Origin of the sequence: Streptomyces sp. S063, from assembly GCF_002832675.1 — a bacterium.
GTDB lineage: Bacteria > Actinomycetota > Actinomycetes > Streptomycetales > Streptomycetaceae > Streptomyces > Streptomyces sindenensis.
The window spans coordinates 5,352,248-5,365,971 of record NZ_CP021707.1; the positions used below are offsets into that span (position 1 = coordinate 5,352,248).

Annotated in this window: 13 protein-coding genes and 1 pseudogene; all 14 read left to right on the forward strand. The window is 70.1% G+C overall.

Annotated elements, in window-relative coordinates; genetic code table 11:
- Window positions 1–269 precede the first annotated feature (269 nt).
- The 14 genes and pseudogenes from CCZ36_RS24860 to CCZ36_RS24925 all read left to right on the forward strand — a co-directional run bounded on the left by CCZ36_RS24860 (window position 270) and on the right by CCZ36_RS24925 (window position 13,719).
- Window positions 270–2,045 (forward strand): trypsin-like serine protease, encoded by a 1,776-nt coding sequence (locus tag CCZ36_RS24860; RefSeq protein ID WP_069738926.1) that lies wholly within the window; start codon window positions 270–272, stop codon window positions 2,043–2,045.
- Window positions 2,046–2,305: 260 nt separating this feature from the next.
- Entirely contained in the window at window positions 2,306–3,409 is a 1,104-nt protein-coding gene (locus CCZ36_RS24865) for an LCP family protein (RefSeq protein WP_128818598.1), read from the forward strand.
- Window positions 3,410–3,574: 165 nt separating this feature from the next.
- A complete protein-coding gene (gene rpmE, locus CCZ36_RS24870) occupies window positions 3,575–3,799 on the forward strand; it encodes a 50S ribosomal protein L31 (RefSeq protein WP_015611364.1) in 225 nt (74 codons plus the stop codon).
- A 157-nt stretch (window positions 3,800–3,956) separates the two neighbouring features.
- Window positions 3,957–5,033 (forward strand): peptide chain release factor 1, encoded by a 1,077-nt coding sequence (prfA, locus tag CCZ36_RS24875; RefSeq protein ID WP_069738924.1) that lies wholly within the window; start codon window positions 3,957–3,959, stop codon window positions 5,031–5,033.
- A 40-nt stretch (window positions 5,034–5,073) separates the two neighbouring features.
- On the forward strand, window positions 5,074–5,919 hold the full coding sequence (prmC, locus tag CCZ36_RS24880) for a peptide chain release factor N(5)-glutamine methyltransferase (protein WP_030113499.1): 846 nt from the start codon (window positions 5,074–5,076) through the stop codon (window positions 5,917–5,919).
- Between the two features lie 52 nt (window positions 5,920–5,971).
- Window positions 5,972–6,619, forward strand: a complete 648-nt coding sequence (locus CCZ36_RS24885) for an L-threonylcarbamoyladenylate synthase (protein WP_032763084.1) — start codon at window positions 5,972–5,974, stop codon at window positions 6,617–6,619.
- Window positions 6,616–7,252 (forward strand): annotated as a pseudogene (locus CCZ36_RS24890) (arsenate reductase/protein-tyrosine-phosphatase family protein). The gene CCZ36_RS24885 and the pseudogene CCZ36_RS24890 overlap by 4 nt, the downstream one beginning before the upstream one ends.
- 245 nt (window positions 7,253–7,497) lie before the next feature.
- Window positions 7,498–8,787 (forward strand): serine hydroxymethyltransferase, encoded by a 1,290-nt coding sequence (glyA, locus tag CCZ36_RS24895; protein WP_128818599.1) that lies wholly within the window; start codon window positions 7,498–7,500, stop codon window positions 8,785–8,787.
- Between the two features lie 84 nt (window positions 8,788–8,871).
- Window positions 8,872–10,269: an MraY family glycosyltransferase gene (locus tag CCZ36_RS24900; RefSeq protein ID WP_206515768.1), complete on the forward strand. Its 1,398-nt coding sequence runs from the start codon at window positions 8,872–8,874 to the stop codon at window positions 10,267–10,269.
- Between the two features lie 267 nt (window positions 10,270–10,536).
- Entirely contained in the window at window positions 10,537–10,977 is a 441-nt protein-coding gene (locus CCZ36_RS24905; RefSeq protein WP_069738920.1) for a hypothetical protein, read from the forward strand.
- Between the two features lie 200 nt (window positions 10,978–11,177).
- Window positions 11,178–12,011 carry a F0F1 ATP synthase subunit A gene (gene atpB, locus CCZ36_RS24910; protein WP_128818601.1) on the forward strand — a complete coding sequence of 278 codons (834 nt, stop codon included), beginning with the start codon at window positions 11,178–11,180 and terminating at the stop codon, window positions 12,009–12,011.
- A gap of 87 nt (window positions 12,012–12,098) precedes the next feature.
- Window positions 12,099–12,329: an ATP synthase F0 subunit C gene (gene atpE / locus CCZ36_RS24915; RefSeq protein ID WP_128818602.1), complete on the forward strand. Its 231-nt coding sequence runs from the start codon at window positions 12,099–12,101 to the stop codon at window positions 12,327–12,329.
- Between the two features lie 41 nt (window positions 12,330–12,370).
- Entirely contained in the window at window positions 12,371–12,907 is a 537-nt protein-coding gene (locus tag CCZ36_RS24920; protein WP_010060169.1) for a F0F1 ATP synthase subunit B, read from the forward strand.
- Window positions 12,904–13,719: a F0F1 ATP synthase subunit delta gene (locus tag CCZ36_RS24925; protein ID WP_128818603.1), complete on the forward strand. Its 816-nt coding sequence runs from the start codon at window positions 12,904–12,906 to the stop codon at window positions 13,717–13,719. The genes CCZ36_RS24920 and CCZ36_RS24925 overlap by 4 nt, the downstream gene beginning before the upstream one ends.
- Window positions 13,720–13,724 lie beyond the last annotated feature (5 nt).

Here is a 13,724-nt window from a genome sequence, read left to right on the forward strand (position 1 = left end):
GCTCCGCCCCCTCACCCCGGTGAGGGGGCGGAGCCTTTTTCCGTCGCCCCGGTTCCCTTTTCCTCTTCTTTTCCTTCCCTGCACATTCCCTTGCCGTTGTTACTGACGTAATGTCTGGGGCAGTTGAGGTGGGGGGCCATCGAGGCGGAACGGCGGAGGCGCGAGCCCCGCGGAGATCCGCCCTGCGCAGCGGACAGTTCACGCACCCCCGCCGTTTCCCGACCGGCGGGGCTTTTCGTGCCGCCGGTTCCTATCCGAAGGATCACCGCGTGCACATACGCACCACGGGGGGCCGCCACGCGCGCCGGCTCAGACTCGCCGTTCCGGCGGCGGCCGTCACCGTCCTCGCCCTCGTCGGCACCGCCCTGACGATGTCCACGTCGCAGGCCGAGGAGCCGGCGCCGTCGCTGCCGACGGCAGCGCCCGAACGACCCGCAGCTCCGGCCGAGTCGGAGCTGCGCGAGCGAGTGGCCGACGCGTCCGCATCGGACCGCGAGGTGCTCCCGCCGGCCAAGTTCGCCGGGGACGGCCCCGGCACCGCCGCCCCGATGGTCATCGGCGGAACGCAGACCTCGATCTCCAGCGCCCCCTGGATGGCGCAGCTCTGGTACTACGACGACCAGGGCACCCCGGCCGACGAGAGCGACGACACCGGCTTCTTCTGCGGCGGCGTCGTCATCGCGCCCACGAAGATCGCCACGGCCGCGCACTGCGTCAAGGGTTACGACTGGAACGCCAACGGCGCGGTCGTCACCGGCAGCACCTCCACCGAGCCCAACAGCAGCGGCACCGTCTCCTGGCCCTACCGCCAGTGGAACAGCCCGGTCTACAAGGACGTGCAGGGCGCGGCCGACAACGACGTCGCCGTCCTCACCCTGTTCGAGCCGGTCACGGCCAAGTCCCTTCCGGTCGCGGCCAACACGGACACCGGCCTCTACGCCGCGGGTACCCAGGCCAAGGTCTACGGCTGGGGCCGCACCAGCTCCACCAGCGACGACATCTCCACCACCCTGCGCTCGGCGACCCTGCCGATCGTCTCGGACTCGGCGTGCCGCGCTTCGTACGGCAGCTACTTCGTCGCGGGCCACATGGTCTGCGCGGGCAAGACCGGCGCGAGCGACGCGGAGACCGTCGGGGCGTGCAACGGTGACTCCGGCGGCCCGCTGGTCATCGGCGGCAAGCTGGCCGGCATCGTCTCCTGGGGCATCGAGGACTGCGTCGGAGAGGGCGCGTACAGCGTCTTCGCGAAGGTGACCTCCTACACGGCCGCCATCAACGCGCGCGCCTACGACACCAACATGACCTGGGACCACCGGGCGGACCTGATGGCCCGCAACAAGTCCAACAAGACGATGTACCAGTTCAAGTCGACCGGCACCGGCATGACGAAGGCCACGTACAGCAGCGGCTGGGGCGACATCAACGTCCTGCTCCAGACGGACCTGAACCGGGACGACAACCAGGACCTGCTGGTGCGCGGTACGGACGGCAACCTGTACTGGCAGTGGTACAGCATCGCCGCCGACGCGTGGCAGACCAAGCGCCTGGCCACCGGCTGGGGCACCCGCAAGCAGATCCTCGCCCCCGGCGACCTGACGAGCGACGGCCACCCGGACGTCCTTTCGACCGACTCCTCCGGCGGCTTCTGGCTGTACCCGGGCAAGGGCGACGGCACCTTCGCCAGCCGGATCAAGATCGGCAGTGGTGGCCTGAACTTCACCATGGTCCGCGGCAGCGGCGACTTCACCAACGACGGGAAGGCCGACATCATCGCCCGCGGCAGCGGCGGCAAGATGTACCTCTTCAAGGGCACCGGCAAGGCAAGTGCCCCGTTCGCGTCCAAGGTCCTCGTCCGGACCTGGGACGTGGCCACGGCCCTGGTCACCACCGGTGACTTCACCGGCGACGGCCACGCGGACATCATCGTCCGGGTGAAGACCGGAGAGCTGTACCTCTACCCGGGCACCGGCAGGTCCGACAGCGGCATCTTCGGCGCCCGCAAGCTCCTGGGCAGCGGCGCCAACAACTACGACCTGTTCGGCTGATCCGAGACCTTGACCACATCCCGTCAGGCTCACCAGCGGTCCGCGCGATCGCTGTACGGGGCACGAAACCCCAGGTGAACGCCGCATCACGGCTCGTACGCCGGTAAGACCCGTGGCCCCCGTCCTCCGACGGGGGCCACAGGCGTCTGTGCAACCCTTCTTGGTGCTTCGGCCGTCCCAGGACCTGACAGGGGAGGCCGACCGCGCGTGGAACACCACGGCAGGGGACACGCGGGCAACGGGAGTGACGAGGGAGACGCGTGAGCGAGCAGAGCAGGGGCACGGGCCGCATACGCGGCACCGGCAGCCGACGGAGGAAACCGACCCGCCGGCACCGCGCCAAGGTCGTCGCGGCCTGGACGGTGGCGGGAGTCGTGGTCGTCGGCGGGGCCGGGCTCGGCTACGCCTACCTGGCGCTCGACGGCAACCTCTCCAGCATCGACATCGACGCCAAGCTCGGCGCCGACCGTCCCGACGACGTGGACGACGGCTCGCAGGACATCCTGGTGCTGGGCTCCGACTCGCGCTCCGGCGGCAACGGGAAGTACGGCCAGGACGAGGGCGGGGCCCGCTCCGACACGGCGATGGTCGTCCACGTCGACAAGGGCCACAAGTCCGCGAGCGTCGTCTCGATACCGCGCGACACCCTGATCGAGCGCCCCGCCTGCGAGAGCGACACCACCGGCGACCAGGTCCCCGCCGCGCACCGGGCGATGTTCAACACCGCGTACGAGGTCGGCGGGCCCGCCTGCGCGGTCAAGACCGTCGAGTCGATGTCCGGCATCCGCATGGACCACTACCTGGAAGTCGACTTCACCGGCTTCGAGAAGCTCATCGACGAGCTCGGCGGCGTCGAGATCACCACGAGGACCGCGATCAACGACTCCAAGAGCCACCTCGCCCTGGAGCCCGGCACCCACACCCTGAACGGCGAGCAGTCCCTCGGCCTCGTCCGTACCCGCAAGAGCGTCGGCGACGGCAGCGACCTGGGACGTATCCAGCTCCAGCAGGCGTTCATCAAGGCGCTCATGGAGCAGACGAAGAGCGTCGGGGTGTTCTCCAGCCCCCAGAAGCTCTTCGGGCTCGCGGACGCCGCCACCAAGGCCGTCACCACCGACTCCGGACTCGGCTCGGTCAAGAAGCTCACCGGATTCGCCGGCGGCCTCAAGGGGCTCGGCGCCGACAACGTCCACATGGTGACCCTGCCCGTGGAGTACGACCCGGCCGACCCGAACCGGGTCCTGCCGCAGGAGGAGGCGGGCCGGCAGGTCTGGGCCGCCCTCAGGCACGACCGGCCGATCCCCGCCTCCGCCACCGAGAAGTCGGCCGGCGACAAGGGTGACGCCGCGAACGTCGTCGAGTAGCCCACCGGTCACCCCGGGTGCACGGCCGGGCGGCGGGAATACCCGGGCCCCGCCCCCGGTTTTGGGAGATACGGCCGGTCCTGGCAGACTGGTACGTCGGTCCCGGTTCACGGCCCCGCAAATCCGCGCGGACGACCCGGAGCCCTCCCGAAACTAGGAGACACCTTGAAGCGCGACATTCACCCCGAGTACGTCGAGACGCAGGTCAGCTGCACCTGCGGTGCGTCGTTCACCACCCGGAGCACCATCGACAGCGGCGCCATCCGTGCCGACGTCTGCTCCGAGTGCCACCCGTTCTACACGGGCAAGCAGAAGATCCTCGACACCGGCGGCCGCGTGGCCCGCTTCGAGGCCCGCTTCGGCAAGGCTGCCGGCTCCGCCAGCAAGTAGCGAGCCACTGCGCCGGTTCCTGGCGCCCTCTTCCCGGGGGCGTCGGAACCGGCGTTTTTTCCGGTCGGGTGGCCCGGGAGAGCCCCCGGGCGACACCCCACCGGGCCCTTCGCCCTCCAGCAGGCCCGCAGATTTCAGAGCAACCAGGAGCCCCCGCATGTTCGAGGCGGTCGAGGAACTGATCGGTGAACACACCGGTCTCGAGAAGAAGCTCGCCGACCCGTCGGTCCACGCCGACCAGGCGAACGCGCGCAAGCTGAACAAGCGCTACGCGGAGCTGACCCCGATCGTCTCCACGTACCGGGCCTGGAAGCAGACCGGCGAGGACATCGAGACCGCCCGCGAGTACGCCGCGGACGACCCCGACTTCGCCGCCGAGGTCAAGGAGCTGGAGAAGGAGCGCGAAGAGCTCACCGAGAAGCTCCGCCTCCTCCTCGTCCCGCGCGACCCCAGCGACGACAAGGACGTGCTCCTGGAGATCAAGGCGGGCGCCGGCGGCGACGAGTCCGCCCTGTTCGCCGGTGACCTGCTGCGCATGTATCTGCGCTACGCCGAGCGCGTCGGCTGGAAGACCGAGATCATCGACTCCACCGAGTCCGAGCTCGGCGGCTACAAGGACGTCCAGGTCGCGGTGAAGACCAAGGGCGGCAACGGCGCCACCGAGCCCGGCCAGGGCGTCTGGGCCCGGATGAAGTACGAGGGCGGCGTGCACCGCGTGCAGCGCGTGCCCTCCACCGAGTCCCAGGGCCGCATCCACACCTCCGCCGCGGGCGTGCTCGTCACCCCCGAGGCCGAGGAGGTCGATGTCGAGATCCACGCCAACGATCTCCGTATCGACGTCTACCGCTCCTCGGGACCCGGCGGCCAGTCCGTCAACACGACCGACTCCGCCGTCCGCATCACGCACCTGCCGACCGGTGTCGTCGCCTCCTGCCAGAACGAGAAGAGCCAGCTCCAGAACAAGGAGCAGGCCATGCGCATCCTGCGGTCCCGGCTGCTCGCCGCCGCCCAGGAGGCCGCCGAGCAGGAAGCCTCCGACGTCCGCCGCAGCCAGGTCCGTACCGTCGACCGCTCCGAGAAGATCCGGACCTACAACTTCCCGGAAAACCGCATCTCGGACCACCGCGTCGGCTTCAAGGCGTACAACTTGGACCAGGTGCTCGACGGTGAGCTGGACGCGGTCATCCAGGCGTGCGTCGACGCCGACTCCGCCGCCAAGCTCGCCAACGCGTAAGCGACCCGCCCGCCCCGCACACCCCGTACGGAGAACCGCGATGAACCTGCTGCTCGCCGAGGTGGCCCAGGCCACCCAGCGGCTGGCCGACGCCGGTGTCCCCTCACCGCGATTCGACGCCGAGGAACTCGCGGCCTTCGTCCACGGGGTGAAGCGGGGCGCGCTCCACACGGTCCCCGACAGCGACTTCGACGCCCGGTACTGGGAGACCATCGCCCGGCGCGAGGCCCGCGAACCCCTCCAGCACATCACCGGCCGCGCCTTCTTCCGCTACCTGGAGCTCCAGGTCGGACCCGGCGTCTTCGTGCCCCGCCCGGAGACCGAGTCGGTCGTCGGCTGGGCCATAGACGCCGTGCGCGCGATGGACGTCGTCGAGCCCGTCGTCGTCGACCTGTGCACCGGATCGGGCGCCATCGCGCTCGCCATGGCCCAGGAGGTCCCCCGCTCCCGCGTCCACGCCGTGGAGCTCTCCGAGGACGCCCTCAGGTGGACGCGGAAGAACGCAGAGGGGTCCCGGGTCACCGTCCACAAGGGAGACGCCCTGAGCGCCCTTCCCGAGCTCGACGGCCAGGTCGACCTGGTGATCTCCAACCCGCCGTACATCCCGCTCACCGAATGGGAGTACGTCGCCCCCGAGGCCCGCGACCACGACCCGGAGATGGCCCTCTTCTCCGGCGAGGACGGCCTCGACACCATCCGCGGCATCGAGCGCACCGCCCACCGGCTGCTCCGCCCCGGCGGCCTCGTCGTCATCGAGCACGCCGACACCCAGGGCGGCCAGGTCCCCTGGATCTTCACCGAGGAGCGGGGCTGGGCGGATGCCGCCGACCACCCCGACCTCAACAAGCGCCCCCGGTTCGCCACCGCCCGCAAGGCCATGCCGTGACCGGCCCCCGGCACCACCACCCGTACCCGTACCTGTCCGAGGAGGCCGGCTGATGGCTCGGCGATACGACTGCAACGACGCCACCGACCGGACCACCGGGCTGCGCGAGGCCGCATCGGCCGTCCGCCGGGGCGAACTGGTCGTGCTGCCCACCGACACCGTGTACGGGATCGGTGCGGACGCCTTCACCTCGGAGGCCGTCGCGGACCTGCTGGACGCCAAGGGCCGGGGCCGCAACATGCCCACCCCCGTCCTCATCGGCTCCCCGAACACCCTGCACGGCCTGGTCACCGACTTCTCCGAGGAGGCCTGGGAGCTCGTCGACGCCTTCTGGCCCGGCGCCCTCACCCTCGTCGCCCGGCACCAGCCCTCCCTCCAGTGGGACCTCGGCGACACCCGGGGCACCGTCGCCATCCGGATGCCGCTGCACCCGGTCGCCATCGAGCTGCTGACCGAGGTCGGCCCGATGGCCGTCTCCAGCGCCAACCTCACCGGGCACCCCTCGCCCGAGGACTGCGACGCCGCCCAGGGCATGCTCGGCGACTCCGTCTCCGTCTACCTCGACGGCGGCCCGACGCCCGGCATCGTGCCGTCCTCCATCGTCGACGTCACCGGCGCCACCCCGGTCCTGCTGCGCGCCGGCGCCCTCTCCGCGGAGGAGCTGCGCAAGGTGGTCCCCGACCTCGAGGTGGCCAATTGACCGCCCCCGAGGGGCGTGGCATAGCAGGGCGGACCGACACCTTCCGCATCCTCCACGTCAGCACCGGCAACGTCTGCCGCTCGCCCATCACCGAGCGGCTGACCCGCCATGCCCTGGTGGACCGCCTCGGGGACCCGCTCAGCGGCGGCCTCATCGTGGAGAGCGCGGGCACCTGGGGCCATGAGGGCGCCCCCATGGAGGCCAACGCCGAGGTCGTCCTCGCCGACTTCGGCGCGGACGCCAGCGGCTTCGTCGGCCGCGAACTGCTCGACGAGCACGTCATCCGCGCCGACCTGGTCCTCACCGCCACCCGCGACCACCGCGCCCAGGTCATCTCCATGGGCCACTCCGCCGGCCACCTTCACGCTCAAGGAGTTCACCCGGCTGGTCCGGGCGATAGACCCGGCCACCCTGCCCGACCCGCGCGACGAGGGCGTCGTCGAGCGCGCCCGCGCCCTGGTGCGCGCCGCCGCGGCCCTGCGCGGCTGGCTGCTGGCCCCGACCGCCGAGGCGGACGAGGTCTTCGACCCCTACGGCGCGCCCATCACCTTCTTCCGCTCCATCGGCGACGAGATCAACCAGGCCCTCGACCCGGTCGTCACCGCGCTCACCGGCGTACGCGCCCCGCACTGACGGGCGCGCACGCGCCGCCGTACGCCGACGTGTACGCCCCCCACCGGGCAGCCCGTGCCCCCCGCGCCGGCAGCCGTGCGGAGGCAGCCCCACCGGACGGCCCGGGCGTCCCGTGCCGTCCGCCGGTGCGCCGACCGGCGTACGGCACCCCACGACAGCGGGCACGGCGCCCCGCCCCGGCGTACGTTGGAGCTGACACCGGCACTCCTCGCCGGCGCACCCACCTCCAGGCCCGGAGCCGTCCCATGCCGGTCACCTCTCCCGCCGCACCCGCGGCCGCGCCGCCCGCACCCGAGCGCCCCGACTCCCTGCCCCAGGACTTCGGCCCGCTGCTGAGCCAGGATCCGGAGATAGCCGGGATCCTGCTCGCGGAGCGGGACCGGCAGGCGGGCACCCTCCAGCTGATCGCCGCCGAGAACTTCACCTCGCCCGCGGTCCTCGCCGCCCTCGGCTCCCCGCTCGCCAACAAGTACGCCGAGGGGTACCCGGGCGCCCGCCACCACGGGGGCTGCGAGTACGCGGACGCCGCCGAACGCGTCGCGGTGCGCCGGGCCACCGCCCTCTTCGGCGCCGAGCACGCCAATGTGCAGCCGCACTCCGGCTCCTCCGCCGTCCTCGCCGCCTACGCCGCGCTGCTGCGCCCCGGCGACACGGTCCTCGCGATGGGGCTCCCGTACGGCGGACACCTCACCCACGGGGCGCCGGGCAACTTCTCCGGCCGGTGGTTCGACTTCGCCGGCTACGGGGTCGACCCGGACACCGGGCTCATCGACCACACCCGGCTCCGCGCCCTGGCCCGCGCCCGCCGCCCCAAGGCCATCGTCTGCGGCTCGATCTCCTACCCCCGGCACCCGGACTACGAGGCGTTCCGGGAGATCGCCGACGAGGTCGGGGCGTATCTGATCGTGGACGCCGCCCATCCGATGGGGCTGATCGCCGGGGGAGCGGCGCCCAACCCGGTTCCGTACGCCGACGTGGTCTGCGCCACCACACACAAGGTGCTGCGCGGGCCGCGCGGCGGCATGATCCTGTGCGGCGCGGAGCTGGCCGAACGGATCGACCGGGCGGTGTTCCCGTTCACGCAGGGCGGGGCGCAGATGCACACGGTGGCGGCGAAGGCGGTCGCGTTCGGTGAGGCGGCCACCCCCGCGTACACGCTCTACGCCCACCAGGTCGTCGCCCACGCCCGGGTGCTCGCCGCCGGCCTGGAGGCGGAGGGCTTCGAGGTGACGACGGGCGGCACGGACACCCATATCGTCGTCGCGGACCCGGCCCCGCTCGGCGTCGACGGCCGCACCGCCCGGGAGCGCCTGGCGGCGGCCGGTATGGTCCTGGACACCTGTGCCCTGCCGTACGGGGACGCCCGGGGCATCCGGCTCGGCACCGCCGCGATCACCACGCAGGGGATGGACGACGGGGACATGGCCCGGATCGCGGCCCTGTTCGGAGCGGCCGTACGGGAGCCGGCCGATGTGAGCACGATCGCGGCGGAGGTCCGGGCGCTGGCGGAGCGGAATCCTCCCTATCCGGGGTAGGCGAGGCGCAGGGAACCATCACCCGTACCGTGGAGTCCTTGTATCAGAGACTAGGGTGTGGGGCTGAGATGGCCGGCGAAACCTGTGGGGCAGCCCGTGCGTGATTACCTGCTGACGCTCTGTGTCACGGCAGCGGTGACCTATCTGCTGACCGGACCGGTGCGTAAGTTCGCCATCGCGATCGGGGCGATGCCCGCGATCCGCGCGCGCGACGTCCACCGGGAGCCGACACCCCGGCTCGGTGGGATCGCCATGTTCGGCGGGCTGTGTGCGGGGCTGATCGTCGCCGACCACCTGTTCAATCTGAAGGGCGTCTTCGAACTCTCCAACGAGCCACGGGCGTTGCTCTCCGGCGCCGCCCTGATCTGGCTGATCGGCGTGCTCGACGACAAGTTCGAGATCGACGCCCTGATCAAGCTCGGCGGCCAGATGATCGCCGCCGCCGTCATGGTCATCCAGGGGCTCACGATCCTGTGGCTGCCGATCCCCGGCGTCGGCACGGTCGCCCTCACCCAGTGGCAGGGCACGCTCCTCACGGTGGCGCTGGTCGTCATCACGATCAACGCGGTCAACTTCGTCGACGGCCTGGACGGGCTCGCGGCGGGCATGGTGTGCATCGCCTCGGCGGCGTTCTTCCTGTACGCCTACCGGCTCTGGATGGGGTACGGCATCGAGGCGGCGGCCCCCGCGACGCTGTTCGCGGCGATCCTGATGGGCATGTGCCTGGGCTTCCTGCCGCACAACATGCACCCGGCGCGGATCTTCATGGGCGACTCGGGCTCGATGCTGATCGGCCTGGTGCTGGCGGCCGGCGCGATCTCGATCACGGGCCAGGTCGACCCGGACAACATGCGGATCTTCTTCGAGGGCAGTGAGCGCGGGGCGACCCACGCGATGTTCCCGGTCTTCATCCCGCTGCTGCTGCCACTGACGATCATCGCGATCCCGGCCGCCGACCTGATCCTGGCCATCGTCCGGCGCACCTGGAACGGCCAGTCGCCGTTCGCCGCCGACCGGGGCCACCTGCACCACCGGCTGCTGGAGATCGGACACTCGCACAGCCGGGCCGTGCTGATCATGTACTTCTGGTCGGCCCTCATCGCCTTCGGCACGGTCAGCTACTCGGTGCACTCGGCCTCCATGTGGATCGTGTTCGTGATCGTGGGCGCGAGCGCGGTCGGTCTGATCCTGCTGCTGATGCCGCGCTTCACTCCGCGTACTCCGCACTGGGCCAACCGTTTCGTGCCGCCGCGCTACCGCCACCGGAGTGCGGGGCAGGAATCCTCTCCCTCGCTCTCCACGGGCGAGCAGCCGGCGTCGATGGCCGCAGGGGTCCAACAGGGCGCGGCAGGCGCTCAGATGGGCGAGGAGGACGTCGAACGGGCCCCTGTGGCAGTCGGGGTGTCCGGCGTCAACGGAGCTACCGCGATCGGCGCTCGTTCGCGTTTCCCCGAACGCCGTTCCGTCGATTCCTCCCGTTGACGATTCGGAAGTCGCGGTGCATTAGCAGACATTGCGACGCCTTGTCGTGCACACACGCGCGGGTTAACTCTCATGTGTGACAGTTGGCACACTTTCCAGGTAAAGACCTCATCAAATAGTTTGTGATACCGTTCACGAGACCCGGTGACGGAGCCGAAGGACCCTAGTGAGACGGTCCATTGGCCTGGTAATCCGCCCCGCGGACCGGGCCTACGCTCGTCCATGACGACGCCCCATTCCTCCTCTCAGACCAGTGGAGCTGCCGCCATGCAGTCCGACATGCGCGAAGTACTGCGCATCGCCACCCCCACCGCCGCGGTGGGAGCCATCGCCACGCTCGTCGGCGGGCTCGTCGTCGGCGGCAAGGGGGCGATCGGCGCCGTCGTGGGCTGCGTGGTGGTCATCTGCTTCATGGCCCTCGGACAGCTGGCGCTGCAGTGGGTCGCCAAGGCGATGCCGCACCTCTTCCAGGGCATGGGACTGCTGGTCTACTCGGTCCAGCTCGTGCTCCTGCTCGGCCTCATCATGGCCATCAGGAACACCACTCTCTTCGACCTCCAGGTCTTCGCGCTCACGCTGGTCGTCTCGGTGATCACGTGGATCGTCACGCAGACCGTGCTGCACGCCAGGAGCAAGACCCTGTACGTCGATCCCGACGGTGAGAGCGGGAAGGCCCCGGGCGGAACCGAGGGGAAGCATGACCAGTAGGGCCGGGATAAAGCCCTGTTCGACATGCTGCTATCGTCCGGTCTCGGTTGCGGTACTGCGGGCGCGGACAACACGGCTGTCGCCTGATACATCGCGAGGCTTCGGGCCCGGCCGCCGCCTCCTCACCGTAAGAACCAGTCCGGTGCCGACCTGCGGCTGCCAGCCGCTCCGATACAACGAGGTAGCCGTATCCATGCGCCATGCAGAAGGAGCTCCTGGTGACTGCTGACGCCCAGACGCTCGCCTTCGAGGTTGACTGCCACCTGTTCCAGGGCTCGTGCGGATTCCCAGCCCCGAGCGCGTGGTCGTTCATCTTCGACCCGATCTTCACCATCGGGCCGGTCGAGTTCAACAAGCCGATGCTGCTCGCGATCATCGGGACCTTCGCCATCCTGGCTCTGTTCTGGGCCGGCTTCTCCAAGCCCAAGGTCATCCCGGGCAAGCTCCAGATGATCGCCGAGGCGCTCTACGACTTCGTGCACCGGGGCATCGCCAAGGAGATCATCGGCAAGAAGGGCGAGCCCTTCGTCCCGCTGCTGGTGTCCCTGTTCTTCTTCGTCTGGATGCTGAACCTCTGGGCGATCATTCCGATCGCACAGTTCCCGGTGAGCTCGCTCATCGCGTACCCGGTCGGACTGGCCCTGCTCGTGTGGGCCACCTACATGACGGTGACCTTCCGGAGCAACGGCTTCGTCGGCGGTATCCGCAACCTGTGTGTACCCAGCGGCCTGCCCAAGCCGATCTACGTGCTCCTGACGCCGATCGAGTTCGTCTCGAACATCTTCGTGCGCCCCTTCACGCTGGCGGTCCGACTCTTCGCGAACATGTTCGCCGGCCACATCCTGATCCTGGTCTTCACGATCGCGACCTGGTACATGCTCGGCACCGTGCTCGGCACCGTCTACGCCACCGCGTCGTTCGCCGTGACCCTGGCCCTGACCGTCTTCGAGATGTTCATCCAGGCGCTTCAGGCCTACGTGTTCACCGTGCTGACCGCCACGTACTTGTCCCAGGCGCTCGAAGAAGCGCACTGAGGACACCCGGGCCACCGCCCGGACACCCCCTAGACGTCCGGTGGACGCTATCTCCACCGGCCACTCAAGAGAAGGAATCACAGATCCATGTCTGAGACTCTCGCAGCCGTCACGGGCAACATCGGCACCATCGGCTACGGCCTCGCGGCGATCGGCCCCGGCGTCGGCATCGGCATCATCTTCGGTAACGGTGTGCAGGCCATCGCCCGCCAGCCCGAGGCGGCCGGCCTGGTCCAGCGCAACATGCTGCTCGGCTTCGCGGTCATTGAGGCCCTGGCCCTGATCGGCTTCGTCGCCCCCTTCATCTACCCGAAGTAGTCCCGGCGACCTGACGATACGTTTCCGACGAAAGGTCCACCATGTTGCATCTGGCAGCCGAGGAGCCGCAGTCACCGCTGCTGCCGGTCTGGCCCGAGATCGTCATCGGTCTGATCTGCTTCAGCATTGTCTTCTTCGCGTTCTACAAGAAGCTCCTCCCGGCCATCAACAAGGCCCTGGACGAGCGTCGCGAGGCGATCGAAGGTGGCATCGAGAAGGCCGAAGCGGCTCAGACCGAGGCGCAGAGCGTTCTTGAGCAGTACAAGGCCCAGCTCGCCGAGGCCCGTCACGAGGCCGCGCGTCTGCGCCAGGAGGCGCAGGAGCAGGGCGCCGTCATCATCCAGGAGATGAAGGCGGAGGGTCAGCGCCAGCGCGAGGAGATCATCGCCGCCGGCCACACCCAGATCGAGGCCGACCGCAAGGCCGCCGCCTCGGCGCTGCGTCAGGACGTGGGCAAGCTCGCCACCGACCTGGCCGGCAAGCTCGTCGGCGAGTCCCTCCAGGACCACGCCCGGCAGAGCGGCACCGTCGACCGGTTCCTCGACGAGCTCGAGGCGAAGGCCGAGGCGGCCCGATGAACGGCGCGAGCCGCGAAGCACTGGCTGCCGCACGCGAGCGTCTCGACGCGCTGACCGACAACACGTCGGTCGACGCGGCGAAGCTCGCCGAGGAGCTGGCCTCGGTCACCTCGCTGCTCGACCGCGAAGTATCCCTGCGCCGGGTTCTCACCGACCCGGCCCAGAGCGGCCAGAGCAAGGCCGAGCTGGCCACGCGCCTGCTCAGCGGACAGGTCGGCGGCGAGACCGTCGACCTGGTCTCCGGACTCGTCCGGTCCCGCTGGTCGCACTCCCGTGACCTGGTGGACTCGGTCGAGGAGCTGGCGAACACCGCCGACCTCACCGCGGCCCAGCGCGGCGGCCGCCTCGACGACGTCGAGGACGAGCTGTTCCGGTTCGGCCGGATCGTCGGCTCCGACACGGAGCTGCGTTCCGCGCTGACCAGCCGTACGGCCACGGCGTCCGCCAAGGGCGAGCTGCTGCGCAGCCTGCTCGGCGGCAAGGCGCAGCCGGTCACCGAGCGGATCATCGTCCGCCTCGTGACCCACCCGCGTGGACGTAGCCTGGAAGCAGGGCTGGACTCGCTGTCCAAGCTCGCCGCGGAGCGCCGGAACCGCATGGTCGCCGTCGTCACCTCGGCGGTGCCGCTCAGCGACCGGCAGAAGCAGCGCCTCGGCGCCGCTCTGGCGAAGCTCTACGGCCGCGAGATGCACCTGAACCTGGACGTGGACCCCTCGGTCCTCGGCGGGGTCTCGGTGCGCGTCGGTGACGAGGTCATCAACGGCACCGTCGCGGAGCGTCTCGACGATGCGACCCGTCGCATGGCCGGCTGAGACAG

Excerpts from the sequence above, each read along its gene's own strand:
- CCZ36_RS24920 (WP_010060169.1), top strand. The coding sequence starts at position 12,371 with ATGTTGCATCTGGCAGCCGAGGAGCCGCAGTCACCGCTGCTGCCGGTC.
- prmC (WP_030113499.1), top strand. The coding sequence starts at position 5,074 with ATGAACCTGCTGCTCGCCGAGGTGGCCCAGGCCACCCAGCGGCTGGCC.
- atpB (WP_128818601.1), top strand. The coding sequence starts at position 11,178 with ATGCAGAAGGAGCTCCTGGTGACTGCTGACGCCCAGACGCTCGCCTTC.
- CCZ36_RS24885 (WP_032763084.1), top strand. The coding sequence starts at position 5,972 with ATGGCTCGGCGATACGACTGCAACGACGCCACCGACCGGACCACCGGG.
- CCZ36_RS24925 (WP_128818603.1), top strand. The coding sequence starts at position 12,904 with ATGAACGGCGCGAGCCGCGAAGCACTGGCTGCCGCACGCGAGCGTCTC.
- atpE (WP_128818602.1), top strand. The coding sequence starts at position 12,099 with ATGTCTGAGACTCTCGCAGCCGTCACGGGCAACATCGGCACCATCGGC.
- glyA (WP_128818599.1), top strand. The coding sequence starts at position 7,498 with ATGCCGGTCACCTCTCCCGCCGCACCCGCGGCCGCGCCGCCCGCACCC.
- CCZ36_RS24905 (WP_069738920.1), top strand. The coding sequence starts at position 10,537 with ATGCAGTCCGACATGCGCGAAGTACTGCGCATCGCCACCCCCACCGCC.
- prfA (WP_069738924.1), top strand. The coding sequence starts at position 3,957 with ATGTTCGAGGCGGTCGAGGAACTGATCGGTGAACACACCGGTCTCGAG.